At 72.9% G+C, this 17,084-nt stretch carries 12 protein-coding genes; 3 read left to right on the top strand and 9 right to left on the bottom strand.

Translation table 11 applies throughout. The features are described 5' to 3' along the window. Positions 1–17: 17 nt before the first annotated feature. The 4 genes from ACFW9Z_RS03360 to ACFW9Z_RS03345 form a co-directional block, all read right to left on the bottom strand. Positions 18–2,459, bottom strand: coding sequence for a tetratricopeptide repeat protein (locus tag ACFW9Z_RS03360; RefSeq protein ID WP_384633627.1), 2,442 nt, complete (start codon positions 2,457–2,459; stop codon positions 18–20). Continuing rightward, the gene (locus tag ACFW9Z_RS03355; RefSeq protein WP_384633625.1) at positions 2,456–2,860 is read right to left on the bottom strand and encodes a hypothetical protein; all 405 of its coding nucleotides are present in this window, start codon (positions 2,858–2,860) and stop codon (positions 2,456–2,458) included. The genes ACFW9Z_RS03360 and ACFW9Z_RS03355 overlap by 4 nt, the downstream gene beginning before the upstream one ends. 181 nt (positions 2,861–3,041) lie before the next feature. Continuing rightward, a complete protein-coding gene (locus tag ACFW9Z_RS03350) occupies positions 3,042–4,004 on the bottom strand; it encodes a DeoR/GlpR family DNA-binding transcription regulator (RefSeq protein ID WP_384633623.1) in 963 nt (320 codons plus the stop codon). A gap of 219 nt (positions 4,005–4,223) precedes the next feature. Continuing rightward, entirely contained in the window at positions 4,224–5,663 is a 1,440-nt protein-coding gene (locus tag ACFW9Z_RS03345; RefSeq protein ID WP_384633620.1) for an NAD(P)H-quinone dehydrogenase, read from the bottom strand. A 276-nt stretch (positions 5,664–5,939) separates the two neighbouring features. Between ACFW9Z_RS03345 and ACFW9Z_RS03340 the strand changes: the two genes are divergently transcribed. The 3 genes from ACFW9Z_RS03340 (at position 5,940) to ACFW9Z_RS03330 (ending at position 9,281) form a co-directional block, all read left to right on the top strand. Continuing rightward, the gene (locus ACFW9Z_RS03340; protein WP_384633617.1) at positions 5,940–6,377 is read left to right on the top strand and encodes a gamma-glutamylcyclotransferase; all 438 of its coding nucleotides are present in this window, start codon (positions 5,940–5,942) and stop codon (positions 6,375–6,377) included. A 163-nt stretch (positions 6,378–6,540) separates the two neighbouring features. Next, complete coding sequence (locus ACFW9Z_RS03335) at positions 6,541–7,365, top strand: purine-nucleoside phosphorylase (RefSeq protein WP_084748871.1); 825 nt, start codon at positions 6,541–6,543, stop codon at positions 7,363–7,365. A 275-nt stretch (positions 7,366–7,640) separates the two neighbouring features. Further along, a complete protein-coding gene (locus tag ACFW9Z_RS03330) occupies positions 7,641–9,281 on the top strand; it encodes a phospho-sugar mutase (RefSeq protein WP_384633614.1) in 1,641 nt (546 codons plus the stop codon). 75 nt (positions 9,282–9,356) lie between these two features. Here the strand turns inward: ACFW9Z_RS03330 and ACFW9Z_RS03325 are convergent, their stop codons facing one another. The 5 genes from ACFW9Z_RS03325 to ACFW9Z_RS03305 form a co-directional block, all read right to left on the bottom strand. Beyond that, positions 9,357–10,184 carry a phosphate ABC transporter ATP-binding protein gene (locus ACFW9Z_RS03325; protein ID WP_384633611.1) on the bottom strand — a complete coding sequence of 276 codons (828 nt, stop codon included), beginning with the start codon at positions 10,182–10,184 and terminating at the stop codon, positions 9,357–9,359. A 140-nt stretch (positions 10,185–10,324) separates the two neighbouring features. After that, positions 10,325–11,290: a sortase gene (locus ACFW9Z_RS03320; protein WP_384633608.1), complete on the bottom strand. Its 966-nt coding sequence runs from the start codon at positions 11,288–11,290 to the stop codon at positions 10,325–10,327. A gap of 313 nt (positions 11,291–11,603) precedes the next feature. Further along, positions 11,604–13,076 carry a hypothetical protein gene (locus ACFW9Z_RS03315; RefSeq protein ID WP_384633605.1) on the bottom strand — a complete coding sequence of 491 codons (1,473 nt, stop codon included), beginning with the start codon at positions 13,074–13,076 and terminating at the stop codon, positions 11,604–11,606. Positions 13,077–13,312: 236 nt separating this feature from the next. After that, the gene (locus tag ACFW9Z_RS03310; protein ID WP_384633602.1) at positions 13,313–14,236 is read right to left on the bottom strand and encodes a substrate-binding domain-containing protein; all 924 of its coding nucleotides are present in this window, start codon (positions 14,234–14,236) and stop codon (positions 13,313–13,315) included. 217 nt (positions 14,237–14,453) lie between these two features. Further along, the gene (locus ACFW9Z_RS03305; protein WP_384633598.1) at positions 14,454–17,063 is read right to left on the bottom strand and encodes a hypothetical protein; all 2,610 of its coding nucleotides are present in this window, start codon (positions 17,061–17,063) and stop codon (positions 14,454–14,456) included. Between the last annotated feature and the right edge of the window lie 21 nt (positions 17,064–17,084).

Below are 17,084 nucleotides of genomic sequence, written 5' to 3'. Positions count from 1 at the left end.
CGACGTGGGGGCGGGGGTCAGTCGGCCAGGGGCGTCCTGAACACCTCCAGGAACTCCCGGCGCAACTCGTCGAGGTCCCCGCCCCGGAGCCTCTGGACGAGGATCCGAGTGAACATGGTGTCCAGGTGCTTGGGCCCCAGTGCGCGCTCCTGGACCGGGAGAATCTCCTCAAGCAGGGCAACGGCCTCGACCACCCGGCCCGCTCGTCCCAGGGCGTCGGCGAAATGGCAGCGGGCATTGAGGGTGAGGAAGTGTTCGGGGCCCAGGCAGTCTTCCCGAACGGCGACGATCTGCTCCCGAAGGGCCAGGGCTTCATCCGTGCGCCCCGCGTCTCTGTACCGGTCGGCCAGGTCAGCCTTCGCCTGGACGGCGTCGGAATGATCGGGGCCGACGCTCCTTTCGAAGGAAGCGAGAACCTGCCGCTGAAGAGCGATCGCCTCATCGGACCGCTCTGCCTTCCCGTAGCGGGCGGCGAGTGTCGAACGCATCAACAAGGTGTAGCGATGCTCCCGGCCGAGCCTCTGCTCGTACTCCGTCAGCAGTTGTTCCACCAGGGCGATGCCTTCCCCCACACGGCCCGCGAGTTCGTGACAACGGGCTATCAGAGAACGCGCGTACATGACAGCCGGGTCCGGTGAATCCCTCAGCCGCTCGATGCCGACAACGACCCGCCGCTCCAGCACCTCGGCGTCCTCGTGGAGACGGGCCAGACGACGGGACAGGGCAAGGCGGGCGCCCGAGGCGAGAGTGTCCGGGTGTTCCCAGCCCAACTCGCTTTCCGTGTAAGCGAGATTACGCTCTTCGAGGGCGACCGCCTCCCGGTTGCGGCCCGCCTGTCGATAAGCCAGGGCGAGCCGGTCACGGGCCGTCCGCGTGCTCGCACGGCCCGCGCCGAGAAGGCGTTCGTGCTGGGGGATCAGCCACTCGTGGTAGGCGATCGACTCACTGGCATGGTGAAGGGCCACGAGGCTCTCTCCCGCACGGTCGAGAGCCGGAAGACCGAGCGGGCCCCACAGGCCATCGCCTGCGTTCCGGGCCAGGGCGGCCGTATTGCTGCGCAGAGCGGCTTCGAGGTCCGGAGAGTCCTCCCCCGCGTCGGGCCAGGCGGTGAGCAGTGCCATCGCTGCCGCACTGGCAGGGGAGTCTCCGTGATCCGCGACCAGCGTCTCGCGGACCGCGCGGCCGGTGAGCGCGTGGCAGCGTACGGCGCGGGGCTCGTCGCGGAGGTCGCTGGTGATCAACCCGTAGCGGTGCAGGGTCCGCAGCGTGGCGTGCGCCTCCTCGCCCGTAACCAGCGCTGGAGGCTCCGCTTTTCGCCACCAGCGCCTCTTCCCGTACGCGCTCCCGCGAGCCTGGGTCAGATGGAGAAGAACGCCGATGCTGCCCCATAGGGCGTGCGGATGACCTGCCGGATCGAGAAGAGCTATGAGGGAGAGCGCGGGGGCGGCCAAACCCTGGGGCTCCGACCGCTGCGCCGCGTCCAGCGAGAGCAGCAGCGCCGCCGCCACCTGGCGGCCGTAGCCCTCCGTGTCGGCCTCCGGCGGGAGGAGCTGGTCGAGACGGCGGTCGCTCTCGCCGAAGCGGTCCAGGTACGCGGCGCAGGGCAGCGCCTGGTTGATCATGTAGGCAGCGGCGTGACCCAACGCGAGGGGCAGGCAGCCGAGTTCGCGGGTGAGGTCGTCGGCCGCCCCGTCCAGGAGGTGGTCGCAGCCGTCGGCGTGCAGACGGCCACTGAGGTAGTCCCGGGCCTCTTGAGGGCTGTATACGTCGACGTCGATACGGCGTCGCCCGGCGCCGGTGAGCTGGGCGTCGTACAGCCGTGTGGTGGCCAGGGTCCGGCCCGGGCCGCCCCTGCTCTGCGGCGGCCACCACTCCGCCATCCCCGCCGGGTCCGTGACGTCGTCCAGGACCACCAGCCAGCTGCGGGACGTCGTGGCCAGCCAGGAGAGGAAGGCCCGCGCGTCCGCGTCCGGGTGGGCGCCCTCCACGCCGGGTGCCCCGACGAGGACGGCGGCACGGGCGTACGCGGCGATGACCTGGTGCACGTCGCTCGCGGGGGCCCACAGCACCAGGTCGGTGCCGGTGCGTACGGCCTCGGCGGCGTAGGAGGCGGCGAGCTGGGACTTGCCGACCCCGCCGCTGCCGGTCAGCACCTGGGCCGCCGGGGCCTCGGCGGAGCGTACGGCGTCGATCCGCTTCCGTAGCGCGGTCCGTGGCTGGAACGCGGAGGCCAGTGGCGGCACCCGGCCGATCTCCAACGGCCATTCCACCGGTCGCGCCTCACCCTGCACGTGCTGGTGCTGGTGGTATTGCCGTTGGTCGAAGACCTGGCTGCCGGTGCCGAACGCGTTGTGGCTGATGTCGCGCCCCGCGCCGACACCGCCGTCCCCGATCCTCAGGTGCGGCGGCGCGAGGGGCTCTTCGGCACGGCCGCCCCGCCGGGGCCACCGGGATGTCACCGCCGCTCGCTCTCGTCCCCGATCGCGTTGCCGCGGATGTCGCCCGCCGCACCGATCCCGTCACGTCCGACGCGTACGTCCGTGGAGCCCGGCTGCGAGGGCGCCGGTCCGCGCCGGGGGCGGGTCGACTCCACCCGCGAGCCCCGGCCGATGGCGTTGTCGCTGATGTCCCCGCCCGCGACGATGCCACCACGTCCGGCCCGCAGGCGCCTGCGCTCTCCGGAGCCACCCGGTCCGCCGGAACCGGCTCCGGGACGTACCAGCGTCACCACCGCCACCACCAGCGCCGCGAGACCCGCGACGGCTCCCGCGAGGCTGGCCGCCCGGTCCGCCGCGTCCATGTCCACCAGCACAGCGATGGCGATCAGCCCCGCCGCCACCGCGCCCGCTACGACCGCCACGCCCCATGCCACCGCGCGACCGGCACCCGACACGCCTGCCATTCCAGCCCCCCCCCTACAGGTCGAGCAACACGTCCATGTCCAGTGTCTCTCAAGGACGTTGTCTCTCAAGGACGTTGAATGTACGTTGACCTGTCGGACGCCGAGGGGAAACTCTCGCGCCCGGTACGACGACGGAGGTCTACCGCCGCCGCAGATCCGCCACCCGGGCCCGCTCGCCCGGCGTCTGGTCGGGCGGGAGGGCGGACGCGCTGCGCAGCTGCGGCCCCAGCCCCCCGGTCCGGGTCGTGGTCCGCCGCTGTCCCGGCAACGGCATGTCGCGGCGGGGTCGGCGGCCCGCAGGGGGAGCCTCCCCGTCCGCCTCCGGACCGGCCACCGTGACCTCCACGCCCTGGTCCGCCAAGGCCTGGAGTTCGGCGGCGGCGCGCTCGTCGTGGAGCGGGGGTTCGTCCGTGACGAGGCGGGTGATCAGCTCCGTGGGCACCGTCTGGAACATGGTGTCGGCGCCGAGCTTCGTGTGGTCCGCCAGGACGACCACCTCCGCGGCGGCCTGCACCAGGGCCCGGTCGACGCTGGCCGAGAGCATGTTTGAGGTGGACAGGCCGCGCTCGGCGGTGAGGCCGCTCCCGGAGAGGAAGGCCCGGGAGACCCGCAGCCCCTGGAGGGACTGCTCGGCCCCGCTGCCCACCAGCGCGTAGTTGCTCCCGCGCAGGGTGCCGCCGGTCATGACGACCTCCACCCGGTTGGCATGGGCCAGCGCCTGGGCGACCAGCAGCGAGTTGGTCACCACGGTCAGACCGGGGACCCGCGCGAGCCGACGGGCCAGCTCCTGCGTGGTCGTACCGGCGCCGACGACGATGGCCTCGCCCTCGCCGACGAGCGAGGCGGCCAGGTCGGCGATGGCCGTCTTCTCCGCGGTGGAGAGATGGGATTTCTGCGGAAAGCCGGACTCCCGCGTAAAACCGCCCGGCAAGACCGCACCGCCGTGCCGGCGGTCGAGGAGTCCTTCTGCCTCCAGTGCCCGCACGTCCCGCCGTACGGTCACTTCGGAGGTCTGGACGACGCGGGCGAGCTCACGGAGCGATACCGCCCCGTTGGCACGCACCATTTCGAGGATCAACTGACGACGTTCTGCAGCGAACACGAAACTGACAGTAACCTGGCCGCCGGTGAGTTTTCAGCAGTTTGCGCCGAATAACGGAAGTTGTACATCCGGCGGTCCCCCAAGTGGTATAGGGGCTTTCGTTGTTGTCCGGGTGTGATCGCCGAGCGGTCATCACCCTCGCCCGGACTGGCGGGGGTTGCCGGGGAATGTCGCAATTCCCCGGCAACCGCAAGGCCTCCAGCAGGTCTTGACCCGCCGTCAGCCCTCGTCCGTCAGCTTGCGGGTGTGCAGCTGCCGCGCGACCTCTGCGATCGATCCGGACAGCGACGGGTACACGGTGAACGCCTTTGCGATCTGTTCCACGGTCAGGTTGTTGTCGACCGCGAGCGAGATCGGATGGATGAGTTCGCTGGCGCGCGGCGCGACGACGCAGCCGCCGACCACGATCCCCGTACCGGGACGGCAGAAGATCTTGACGAAGCCGTCGCGGATGCCCTGCATCTTGGCGCGCGGGTTGCGCAGCAGCGGCAGCTTGACCACCCGGGCGTCGATCTTCCCCGCGTCCACGTCGGCCTGGCTGTAGCCGACGGTGGCGATCTCCGGGTCGGTGAAGACGTTGGCGGAAACCGTCTTGAGGTTCAGCGGGGCGACCGCGTCACCGAGGAAGTGGTACATCGCGATCCGGCCCTGCATCGCGGCGACCGAGGCCAGCGCGAAGATCCCGGTGACGTCACCGGCCGCGTAGACGCCGGGGGCGCTGGTGCGCGAGACCCGGTCGGTGAGGATGTGGCCGGACTCCTTCAGCCGTACGCCCGCCTCCTCCAGGCCCATGCCCGCGGTGTTCGGGATCGCGCCGACCGCCATCAGGCAGTGCGAGCCGGTGATGACCCGGCCGTCGGCCAGCGTCACCTCGACCCGGTCGCCGACCCGCTTGGCGGACTGGGCGCGGGAGCGGGCCATGACGTTCATGCCGCGGCGGCGGAAGACGTCCTCCAGCACGGCGGCCGCGTCCGGGTCCTCGCCCGGGAGCACCCGGTCACGGGAGGAGACGAGGGTGACGCGGGAGCCGAGCGCCTGGTAGGCCCCGGCGAACTCGGCGCCGGTGACACCGGAGCCGACCACGATCAGCTCCTCGGGAAGCTCGTCGAGGTCGTAGACCTGGGTCCAGTTCAGGATGCGCTCGCCGTCCGGCTGCGCGTCGGGGATCTCGCGGGGGTGGCCGCCGGTCGCGATCAGCACCGCGTCGGCGCTCAGCCGCTCCTCGGTGCCGTCGGCGGCGGTGACGACGACCTCGCGGGAGCCGTCGGTCGCCTGGAGCCCGTCGAGCCGGCCGCGCCCGCGCATCACCCGGGCACCGGCCCGGGTGACGGAGGCGGTGATGTCGTGGGACTGGGCCAGCGCCAGGCGCTTGACGCGTCGGTTGACCTTGCCGAGGTCGACGCCGACCACCCGGGCGGCGTGCTCCTTGTGCGGCGTGTCGTCGGCGACGATGATCCCCAGCTCCTCGTACGAGGAGTCGAAGGTCGTCATCACCTCGGCCGTCGCGATCAGGGTCTTCGATGGCACACAGTCGGTGAGTACCGAGGCTCCGCCGAGGCCGTCGCAGTCGACGACGGTCACCTCCGCGCCGAGCTGGGCGCCCACCAGAGCCGCCTCGTAGCCGCCGGGGCCGCCGCCGATGATCACGATCCGGGTCACGAAAAGTCCGCCTCGCGTGGGTGTCAATCCCGCGGCCGTCTGCCGCCCCGGCCGGGGGTCCGGGGGATCGCCCCGGGGGAATGCAGTACGTACTCCATTGTCCCGCACGCGCCAAACAGATTCGCCCCGGGGCCCTCCATACGGGAGCCGGGGCTCCGGACGTACGGGAACGGCCCGCCCGCACAGCCCTTCGAGGCCCCGGCCGGTACTCCCCCGACCGGGGCCTTCGTCACAGGAACCGGCACTCCCGCGCCCCCCTCCCGTACCCTCGGTCCCATGTCGCTCTACGCCGCGTACGCCGGCAACCTCGACGCGCGGCTCATGACCCGCCGCGCCCCGCATTCCCCGATGCGCAGCACCGGCTGGCTCAACGGCTGGCGGCTGACCTTCGGCGGGGAGCAGATGGGCTGGGAGGGCGCGCTGGCCACCGTGGTGGAGGCACCGCGCTCCCAGGTCTTCGTCGCGCTGTACGACCTGGCTCCGATGGACGAGGACTCCATGGACCGCTGGGAGGGCGTCGGGCTCGACATCTACCGGCGGATGCGCGTACGCGTACACACCCTGGACGGCGAGGAGCCGGCCTGGATGTATGTGCTGAACGGGTACGAGGGCGGCCTGCCCTCCGCCCGCTACCTGGGCGAGATCGCGGACGCGGCCGAGTCCGCGGGCGCCCCCCACGACTATGTGATGAGCCTGCGCAAGCGCCCCTGCTGAGCGGGGCGCGCCGACGCCTTGCGAGAGCTTGCCGAGAAGGGTGCCGGCCCCTTGCCGAGCGAGGTGTGCCGACCCCTCTTCGTGCGAAGCCACAAAGCCTTCCGGCGAGTCTTTGCACCAGGACATCTACGCGCGTAGGCAATCAGCGGTTACGCTCTTCCGCGTGAACGCATCAGTTATTCCGGACAACATCCAGGGCGACCCGTACGCAGCCGCTGCCGGGGCCGCCGCCCGCCTGCGCGAGCTGACCGGCGCCGAGACCCACGACGTCGCCCTGGTCATGGGCTCCGGCTGGGCGCCCGCGGGCGAAGCACTCGGCGCCCCGGAGGCCGAGTTCCCCGTCACCGCGCTGCCCGGCTTCCCGGCCCCCGCGGTCGAGGGCCACGGCGGGACCATCCGCTCGTACAAGATCGGTGACAAGCGCGCGCTGGTCTTCCTGGGCCGTACGCACTACTACGAGGGCCGCGGCGTCGCCGCCGTCGCCCACGGAGTCCGTACGGCGGTGGCGGCGGGCTGCAAGACCGTCGTGCTGACCAACGGCTGCGGCGGCCTGCGCGAGGGCATGCGCCCCGGACAGCCGGTCCTGATCAGCGACCACATCAACCTCACGGCGACCTCCCCGATCGTCGGCGCCAACTTCGTCGACCTGACCGACCTGTACTCGCCGCGCCTGCGCGCGCTGTGCAAGGAGATCGACGACACCCTCGAAGAGGGCGTGTACGTCCAGTTCCCCGGCCCGCACTACGAGACCCCGGCCGAGATCAACATGGTCCGGGTCCTCGGCGGCGACCTGGTGGGCATGTCCACCGTCCTGGAGGCCATCGCGGCCCGCGAGGCGGGCGCCGAGGTGCTGGGCCTCTCCCTGGTCACCAACCTGGCGGCGGGCCTCTCGGGTGAGCCCCTGAACCACGAGGAGGTCCTCCAGGCGGGCCGCGACTCGGCCACCCGGATGGGCGCGCTGCTGGCCCGGGTGCTCGAACGCATCTAGCCCCCCGGGCTTTCCTCCGCCCCGCCCCGCTGTTCTTCCGCCCGTCCCGGCTGTCCTTCCGCCCGCCCCGGCTTTCCTTTCAGCCCGTCCGGCGTTTGAGGACCGGGGTCCGGGGCGGAGCCCCGGTTTCGGGAAGGGGCGGGGAGGGGAACAGCCCGCGCAGCGCCCCCACCCCGCAGCGCGCACCTCCCGCCCCACCCCGCCGGACGCCCGCACCACCACTCCGCCCACCCCACCCGCCCCACCGACCACCGCACCCCCGAAAGGCGGCCCCCGTGCAGCACGACCTCATCGCGCAGGCCAGGACCTGGCTGGCCGAGGACCCCGACCCCGAGACCCGTGACGAGCTGGGCGCGATCATCGAGGCGGGCGACACCGCCGAGCTCGCCGCCCGTTTCGCGGGCACGCTCCAGTTCGGCACCGCCGGGCTGCGCGGCGAGCTCGGGGCCGGACCCATGCGGATGAACCGGTCCGTGGTGATCCGGGCGGCGGCGGGGCTCGCCGCCTACCTGAAGGCCCAGGGCCAGGAGGGCGGCCTCGTCGTCATCGGCTACGACGCCCGCTACAAGTCGGAGGACTTCGCCCGCGACACCGCCGCCGTGATGACCGGCGCCGGACTCCGCGCCGCCGTGCTCCCCCGCCCGCTCCCCACCCCCGTACTCGCGTACGCCATAAGGCACCTGGGTGCCGTCGCGGGCGTCGAGGTCACCGCGAGCCACAACCCGCCGCGCGACAACGGTTACAAGGTCTACCTCGGCGACGGCTCGCAGATCGTGCCCCCGGCCGACGGCGAGATCGCGGCCGCCATCGCGGCGGTCGGCCCGCTGGACGGCGTGGCCCGCCCGGAGGACGGCTGGCAGACCCTCGGCGAGGAGGTCCTGGCCGCCTACCTCGCCCGTACGGACGCGGTTTTGGCCGCCGGCAGCCCCCGTACGGCACGCACCGTCTACACCGCGATGCACGGCGTCGGCACCTCCGTGCTGACCGCCGCGTTCGCGCGGGCCGGGTTCCCGGAGCCGGTGCTCGTCACCGAGCAGGCCGAGCCGGACCCCGCCTTCCCCACCGTGGCCTTCCCCAATCCGGAAGAGCCCGGCGCAATGGATCTCGCGTTCGCCACCGCACGCCGGGCGGCGCCGGACCTGATCATCGCCAACGACCCGGACGCGGACCGCTGCGCCGTCGCCGTACCCGACACCGCCGCCGAGGGCGGCTGGCGGATGCTGCGCGGTGACGAGGTCGGCGCACTGCTCGCCGCGCACCTGGTGGAGCGGGGCGTGAGCGGCGTGTTCGCGGAGTCGATCGTGTCGTCGTCACTGCTCGGCCGGATCGCGGAGAAGGCGGGCCTCGGTTACGAGGAGACGCTGACGGGCTTCAAGTGGATCGCCCGCGTGGACGGTCTGCGGTACGGGTACGAGGAGGCGCTCGGCTACTGCGTCGACCCCGAGGGCGTCCGCGACAAGGACGGCATCACCGCCGCCCTGCTCGTCGCCGAGCTCGCCTCCGTACTCAAGGAGCAGGGCCGTACGCTGCTCGACCTGCTGGACGACCTGGCCCTGGCCCACGGGCTGCACGCCACCGACCAGCTCTCGGTGCGGGTGGAGGACCTGACGGTCATCGCCGACGCCATGGCCCGGCTCCGCGAGCAGCCGCCGACCGCGCTGGCGGGCCTCGCGGTCACCTCCGCCGAGGACCTGTCGCAGGGCACGGCCGCGCTGCCGCCCACCGACGGGCTGCGCTACCACCTGGAGGGCGCCCGCGTGATCGTCCGCCCGAGCGGCACCGAGCCGAAGCTGAAGTGCTACCTGGAGGTCGTGGTCCCGGTCACGGACGCCGCCGGGCTGCCCACGGCACGGGCGCGGGGCGCGGAGCTGCTGGCCGGGATCAAGCGGGACCTGGCGACGGCGGCCGGGATCTGATGCCTTGATCCGGTGCCGGGGTCCGGTACCGACGGTTCGTGAACGGCCGCTTCGGGATGGGTGTGGTGTACCGCCCTATCCGAAGCGGCCGTTCACGTAGTCGGCGGTCCGCTCGTCCTGCGGGGAGCCGAACATGGCGTCGGTCGGGCCGTGTTCCACGATGACGCCGGGGGTGCCCTGCTCGGCGAGGAAGAACGCGCAGCCGTCCGAGACCCGGGCGGCCTGCTGCATGTTGTGCGTGACGATGATGATCGTGACCTCCTCCTTCAGGTCGTGGATCGTCTCCTCGATCCGCCGGGTGGACGTCGGGTCGAGCGCCGAGCACGGTTCGTCCATCAGCAGGACCCGGGGCCGTACGGCGAGGGACCTCGCGATGCACAGGCGCTGCTGCTGGCCTCCGGAGAGCGCCCCGCCGGGCCGCCGGAGCCGGTCCTTGACCTCCTTCCACAGCCCGGCCTTGGTCAGGCACTCCTCCACGAGGTCGTCACGGCCGTCCCGGGACGCCTTGATGCCGTTCAGCTTCAGGCCCGCGAGGACGTTGTCGTACAGGGACATCGCGGGGAACGGGTTCGGCTTCTGGAAGACCATGCCGATCTCGCGGCGGGCGTGGGTGATCCGGCGGCCCCGCTCGTAGATGTCCTGGCCGTCCAGGAGGACCCGCCCGGCCAGTGCGGCCGAACCGACCAGCTCGTGCATCCGGTTGAGGATCCGCAGGAAGGTCGACTTGCCGCAGCCGGAGGGGCCGATGAGCGCGGTGACCTGCCGCGCGGGCATGGTGAGCGAGACCCGGTCGAGGACCTTGTGGTCACCGAACCAGGCGGAGACCGCGTCGGCTTCGAGGGTCGCCGCCGTGGAGTGGGCGAGGACGCGGGGCTGGACGACGGTGTCGATGAGGTCGGTCATGGGGTGGGGCGCTCCTCGGGGATCAGGGATCGGGGATCGGGGATCGGGGATCGGCTGTGGGGACTCGGGGCTGGGGCCCGGCTCGGTGGGGACCGGCTCGGCTTCGTGCGTCGGGGGCGGGGTGCGTGTCGCGTCGGGCGTCAGAGCAGGTTCGGGAGCAGGCGGGTGATCGCCGCCGCCAGCGCGATCCCGCAGGCGGCGAGTACCGGCACGGCGCTCACCCAGGTCTGCCAGGTGCCCCGGCGACGCAGGGCCCAGGCGGTGAGCAGCGCGGCCGCGAGGAGGGCCTGCGACCACAGGAGTACGGGGAGCCAGGCGCCGCTCTCCCCCGCCAGCGCCTCCTCGCTCGGGCCGGGCGGGCCCGCGGGCAGAAGGCGGGGCGGCGCCGGCTGTACGGGGGTGGTCAGGACGGCGTCCACGCGGAGGACGCCGGACGGGGTGTACGGGGAGCCGGTCGCGGTGATGAGCGTGAGCGCGCCCTGTCCCGGGGCGCGGCGGTCGGGCAGCGCGTCGCCGGGGCGGCGGACGCCCGTGACCGCGTACACCGCCTTGGTCTGGCCGGTGGTGATCTCGATGCGGGCGCCGACCGGGAGCTTGTGCAGGGAGTGGAACGGGCTGCCGTACCCCCATTGGCGGCCCATGATCACGGAGGTCCCGGCCTGCCCGGGCAGCGGTGTGTCGCGGCGGTGGCCCGGACCCGACATCAGGACCCGGGAGGTGGTGCCCTCCCCGACGACCTCGCGCACCCCGAGTGCGGGGATGCGGAGGAGCGCGACCGGGGCGCCCATCGCGAGGGGGCGGTCGTCGTACGTGCGCGGCCCCACGGGCGCGGTGCCAAGGGCGAGTTGGCGGCGCAGCTCGTCGTAGGCCGTCTGCTGGTCCCGGGAGTGCTGGAGGTGGCCGACGAGGGTCAGGTTGGCGGCGAAGCCGAGGAGGACGGCCGCCAGGACGCAGAGCGCCGCCCCGGTGAGGGCGAGTCCGGGCCGGGCGGGCGGCCGCGGGGCCTGCCCGGACACCGGTACGGGCGGGGAGGGCGGCGGTGCCGTCACGGGCGGGGACAAGGGCGAGGGCGGGGGCGGGGGTGGGGGCGGGGTCAGCACGGTCACGGTGGCTGCGCTCCTGGCTGCGGGAGGGGTGTTGCGGGTGAGGGTGGAGTCGGGTGACGTGGGGCGGATGGCGGCGGGTGCCGGGGAGGTGGGCGGTTCCGCCCCGGCAGCCCCCGGAGTGCCCGCCGTTCCCGGACGGACCGGCGGAGGGATTCAGTGCGCCGGGGCACGGTCGCGCGCGGGCTCAGTCCAGCGGGCTCAGCGCGCCCGCCCCGATCCAGTGGGCTCAGCGCGCCCGCCCCGGCCCAGCGGGCTCAGCGCACCGCACCGGCCCGCCCGGCCCGTCCGCCCCGCCCCCGGCCCCCGCCCCGGCTCAGAGCGCCGGGCTGCCGAAGGTCAGCAGGGACTTTCGCCGGATGTGGATGACGAGCGCCGCGCCGAGGCTGAGGAGCGCCACGGCGGTGAGGCCGACCGCCGCCACGGAGCTGCCGGTGGAGGCGAGCGATCCCTTGCCGGATCCGCCGGAATCGCCGGACCCGCCGCCCCCGCCCGCCGTACCGTCGCTCCCGCCGTCGGAACCCGTCGACGTACCGCCGTCGTCGGAGCCCGTGGTGTCGCTCGGTTCCGGGGTGGGGCTCGGGCTCGGTTCGGCGCCGGTGGTGAAGGGGAACTCCACCCGGTGGCCCTCGTCCGCCTTCTCGGCGAGGGTCAGGGTGTGGTCGCCGTCCCCGATCTGCTCGGGCACGGTGAACGCGTAGTCCTCCACGGTGCCTTCGTCGTCGGCGGTGGCGTCGGCGAGGTCGTCGTCCCCCTCGTCGAGGTTCACGGTCACCGTGGCGTCCGGGGTGTAGCCGCGCGCCGTGATCAGCACCTTCTGGCCGGGTTCGAGGACCGGGTCGGCGTCGAGCGGGTTGCCCTCCTCGTCGGTGACGAAGAGGTCACCGGGCTCGTCGGGACCGTCCGTCGGGCCGTCCGTGGGGCCGTCGGTCGGGCCGTCCGTGGGCTTGTCCGTGGGGTCCGTCTCGCTCGGGTCGGGGCTCGGGGCGGGCTCGGTGATCTGGGCGCTGGCCCGGCCGGTCGAGGCGCGGAACGCCTCCGGGTCGTCCGGGGCGAACTCCGCCCGGTAGTGGACCTGTCCGGGTACGGCCGGTGCGGTGACGGTCAGTTCGGCCTTTCCGCCGGTCACGTCGACCGTGCTCACCTCGGTGAACGGGCCGTCGAACGCGGCGCCCGTCGCGAAGGTCACCTTGCCCTCGGCCGCCGCCGGGGTGACGTTCGCCGTCAGCTTCAGCGGGGTGCCGACGGGGCCGCCTCCGTTGCCGACGGTCAGGGCGACGGTGGTCGCCTGGGATTCGACCAGGGTCCAGGTCTCCCCGGTCACGCGGACGCTCGCCGAGAAGTAGTCGAACGTGCCGACGCTGACCGCCGTGTCGCAGTGCATGCGTATCTCGTACGTCCCGTCCAGCGGACCGGTCTTGACGTACTTGCGCAGGACCGTCTCCAGCGAGTCCTTGGGCGGCAGCTGCACGGTGAACGGACCCGAGTCCAGCGGTGCGCCCTTCTCCGAGGTCGTCAGCGGGAACGAGGGCAGCCCGCCGGTCACGGTCGGTGGCTTGGGGAGCCGCAGCCCCGCCCGTACGTAGGGCGCGTTCGGGTCCGTGGGGGCCGGGCAGGCGGCCGCCGAGGTCGCGGTGTCCGCCAGCTTGGCGTCGGAGATGGAACCGGTCGCGGGGGACAGCGTGAACGAGCCGATCCGGGTGGAGGCGGCGTGCGCCTCGGTGGCGCTCAGGGCCAGTACGGCGGCGAGCAGGCCGCAGACCAGCGCGAAGGAGCTGAGCAGCGCCACCGACGACCGGAAACCCGACCCCGGCGACCGGAAACCGGAGCCCGGCGAGCGCAAGCCCGAGCCCGGCGGCCGGAAGCGGATGCCGGGCGGCCGGGGACGATCCGGGCGTGGAGCGAGTGGTACGGGGTTGTTCATGGTGGTGTTCCCCCCTGGGGTGGTGGTGGGCTTCGGACACGCCGTGGGGCCGGGCACCCCTCGGGGCGCCCGGCCGTCGCGCGGTTACGGGATGGTGGTGGTCAGCGCTCGGCCTTGAGCGTGGTGTCACCGCAGTTGGCGACCGTGGTGAAGCCGAAGTACTCGATGACGTCGGTCTCGGTGCAGACCTTGGAGCCGGCGCCGACGAACGTGTCCGCGATGGCGGCGGTGCCGAGCTTCGCGGTCGGCACGACGTTGTAGACGTCACGGGCGATCACACCGCCGCCGATCGCACCGAGCACGGTGTCGCCGTGGCGGTCGGTGACGGCGCCGCCGACCTGGGCGTTGTACTGGGAGACGGAGTACGGGGCGATGTCGCCCGCGCTGTCCAGCTCGACCCCGTTGTGCTCCTGCATCGTGCCGACGCAGGTGCCGGGCACCGAGACACCGATCTGCTCCAGGAAGAAGGACCGGGTGCCGGAGCCGGCCTGGGGCAGCAGCGGGGTCAGTGCCACACCGTTGAGGGAGGTCAGGCTGCACTCGTAGACGGCCTTGAGCTGGGCGGCCGTGAGGTCGAGGTTCGCGTTGAGGGGGCTGTCGTCGCGGACGGCGATGGTCACCTGGTCCTCGGCGAAGGGGATGAAGGTCAGGTCGGAGGAGGTGAAGTTGACCGGGCCGCGCGAGGAGCGGGCGAAGTCGAGACAGCCGGTGGAGCCGTCGACGGACGCGTTGAGCGCGTCGATACCGGCCGAGGAGCCGTTGGGGCGGTTGATGACACAGCCGGCCGTACGGGTCTTGACCGTGGCGCTGCCGGTCGCGTCGTAGGAGGCGATCAGGGTGCCGCCGTCGATGGAGTCACCGAGCCCGTTGAGGACGTCCTGCGTGGTGTCCGAGCCGACCCCGGCGAGGGTGCGGTAGTCGGTCGGGACGGCGGGGTCGGCGTAGGCGGCGGGAGCCATGATGCCGAGGCCGAGAGCGGCGGCGCCGACTGCGGCACCGAGACGAACACGCGTCGTGACGTTCATTTCTGTTCTCCTCCATGAATCATGAATCGTGAATCGCGAAGAATCATGAATCGCGAATCGTGAATACGGAATGCAGGCAATGGACGCATCAGCAGAATCCGGATTTCGCTGCCACCGGCCCGTCGGCCGGCCACCGCAAATATTTCCGCAGAACGGTCCGCGGTGACCACCACATCCAGTTGCCGGTCAGGTTACGAATTCCTTTCCTGGGCGACTCCTAGGGAATTCGCCCCCGGGCGGAGAGGCGCAGCATCACGGGTCCGGCGCACGCTGCGGTGCCGCCCGCGACGAGCACGCCGAGGAGCACCCAGCGGACGAGCCCCAGGACCTGGGAGGGGGTCAGCCCCCCGGGCCCGGTGGCGGAGGCGTTCGTCGCCTCCACCGGGCCGGTCGGCGCGGGGTCCGGCGGGCCGCTGGCCTCCGGGTCGGCGCCCGCCGTCCCGCTGCCGCCCGGTGCGCCCGCGTCGGAGCCCCCGGATCCCCCGGAGCCCCCGGCCCCGCCGGAGCCGCCCGAGTCCGGAGCCGGGCCCCCCTCGCCCGGGCCGCCGTCACCGCCGCCCCCGTCCCCCGTACCGCCTCCCGGATCCCCTCCGCCGCCCGCCGCACCCGCTCCGGACCCGGTGGACGGGGGCGGCGGCTGCGCCACCCCGCGCTCCAGGCCGTCGGCCGCGCGGAGCGCCTGGGTGCGGAGCTCCTGCGGGAGGGGTGCGTAGCCGGGCGGCAGCTGTCCTGGGGTGAGGCCCGGGGTCTGGCCGGGCCCCGCGGCGTACCGGATCATCCGCGCGTAGTCCTTGCGGGCGTCGGCGGGCTGGTCGAGGGGGGCCGCCGCGTAGGCGATGGCGGTCAGCGGGTAGGCGCCGTCCTTCGCCCCGAGGGGGCCGGGCGCCTTCACCCCGGCCACGGCGGAGTCCTTCATCTGCGCCACCGCCTTGAGCAGGGCGTCCGGGGTCGGCTTCACATACCGGCCGGTCGCGTCGGGCAGGGCGGCGATGTCGAGTTCGTAGCGGTCGGCCGAGGGGATGTCGACGAGTCCGGCGATCCGGCGGGAGCCCTGCGGCCCCCGTTCGCCCTTCAGCCGGGCCCCGTTCGCGCACTCGGCGCAGGCCTCCGCGTCGGTCGTCTGCCCGCCGTAGCCGCGCCGGACGCGGAGGGCGCCGTCGTGCATGTTCTCGACGTAGGGCACGACCTCGTTGCCGGTGTACTCCACCCAGCCGTTCGGAATGACCTCCAGCCGGGTGCCGGTGGGGTCCGCCTTAGGGAAATGGTCGAGCGCTTCCTTGTCCAGGGCCAGATCGGCGTAGAAGGGGTTGATCTTCATTCCCCAGGGGTCCGCTTTTCCGGACAGGAATTCCCGGGCGTCCTTGTCCGCCCGCAGATAGTTCCACAGGAGGCGGCTGGTGTCGGAATTCTCACCGGAGACGGCGAGGCCGAAGGGGGCGGATCTGGCCGCCCGGTCGGAGAGGTCCGGATTGAGCTCCAGGAATTCCGGGTCGCGGACGACGGTCTCCGGGTTTCCCTTCAGATGGGCGGGGACGGGGATGCTCATGTTCCAGAGGCTCACGCTGCTGATGTAGGACTGGGTGAGCAGCTTGGCCAGGAGGCGCGGGGTGAGCTTCAGCTCCCGTACGCGTTCGAGCGGTACGCCGGTCTCCTCCCACAGGAACGCGACCGTCAGGCCGCTCACCGCGAGCGGTGCGTGCACGACCCGGGGGCCGTCCGCGCCGGTCTCGACCGGGTCGACCGTGACGGCGAGCCCGGGTGAGGTGCCGGTGGCGGCGGTGACCAGTTCGCGGGCGCGGTCCTCGCCGGACTGGCTGTAGGTGAACCGGGCGTCCGACCCGGCGCACAGGACGGACTGCCAGGACGTCATGGCGTCGGTCAGCAACTCCGATCCGATGACGCGCCGTTCGGCCTTGTCCGGCTCGCAGGTCTCGCCGACCGGGTCGAAGTGCAGGGGGAAGACGATGCGCCGGTCCCAGTTGGACCGGCTCAGGGCGGAGGTGTCGAGGCTGCCGTTGCGGTGCGGCTCGATCTCGTGGTCGCCGCGCGGGACCACCACCAGCCAGCAGGGCCGGGGCTGGGTGCGGCCCCCGGCCGTGTCCACCGCCCCGCAGCCCAGGTGCGGGGCTTCCAGGGCCGTCTGCACCTCGAAGACCGCCTCGCCGGTCCCGTCGCCCTGGGTCTTGCGCAGCGGCTCGGTGTTGGCGTCGCCGGGACCGAAGTACGTCCAGTCCACGGCGGACTTCGTCGGCTCGCCCTCCACCGGCCGGAACGGCACGAACGGGTTGTCGTTGTCCTTCCCCTCGGTGTACTCGGTCTCCAGCGGATCCTGCCCCACCGGCAGGCTGCGGGTGGAGTTGTGGCCGCTGCCGCCGCCGACGGGGCCGAAGACACACTGTTCGCGGTCGGGGCCCTGCGGACCGTCGCCCCAGCACTGCATGATCTGTACGTAGTTGAGGTACCGGGTCCCGCCGGGTGTCGGCTTCCCGCCGGTCCAGGAGACGCGTACGCCCTGGGCCCGCAGGTGCTCCGTCTGGTGGACCGTCACCCGCATACCGGAGAAGTCGTCCCAGGGCCCCTTGGTCCCGCTCCTGGTCATGGCGGAGGAGTTCTCGGGGCCTGCGGCCGCCCGAGCCTCACCGCTGCCCGGGGGCAGCGGCAGCAGGGCCAGCAGGACGGCGGTCAGCAGGGCGACGGCTCCGGCGGCGGCGCGGCGGGGGCGGTTCCGGGTGGGGCTGTGGTCCCGGGCACGGCCGAGGCTGTGATCTCGGGCGCGGCTGCGGTCCCGGTCCCGGTCCCGGTCAGAGTGTGACCGTAGGGCGGTCATGAGACGGCTCCCCCGGCGTGA

Origin of the sequence: Streptomyces sp. NPDC059452, assembly GCF_042750035.1 — a bacterium.
Taxonomy (GTDB): Bacteria; Actinomycetota; Actinomycetes; order Streptomycetales; family Streptomycetaceae; genus Streptomyces.
Note: the sequence above shows the minus strand (reverse complement) of the source record. Positions and strands in the feature narration are given on the sequence as shown.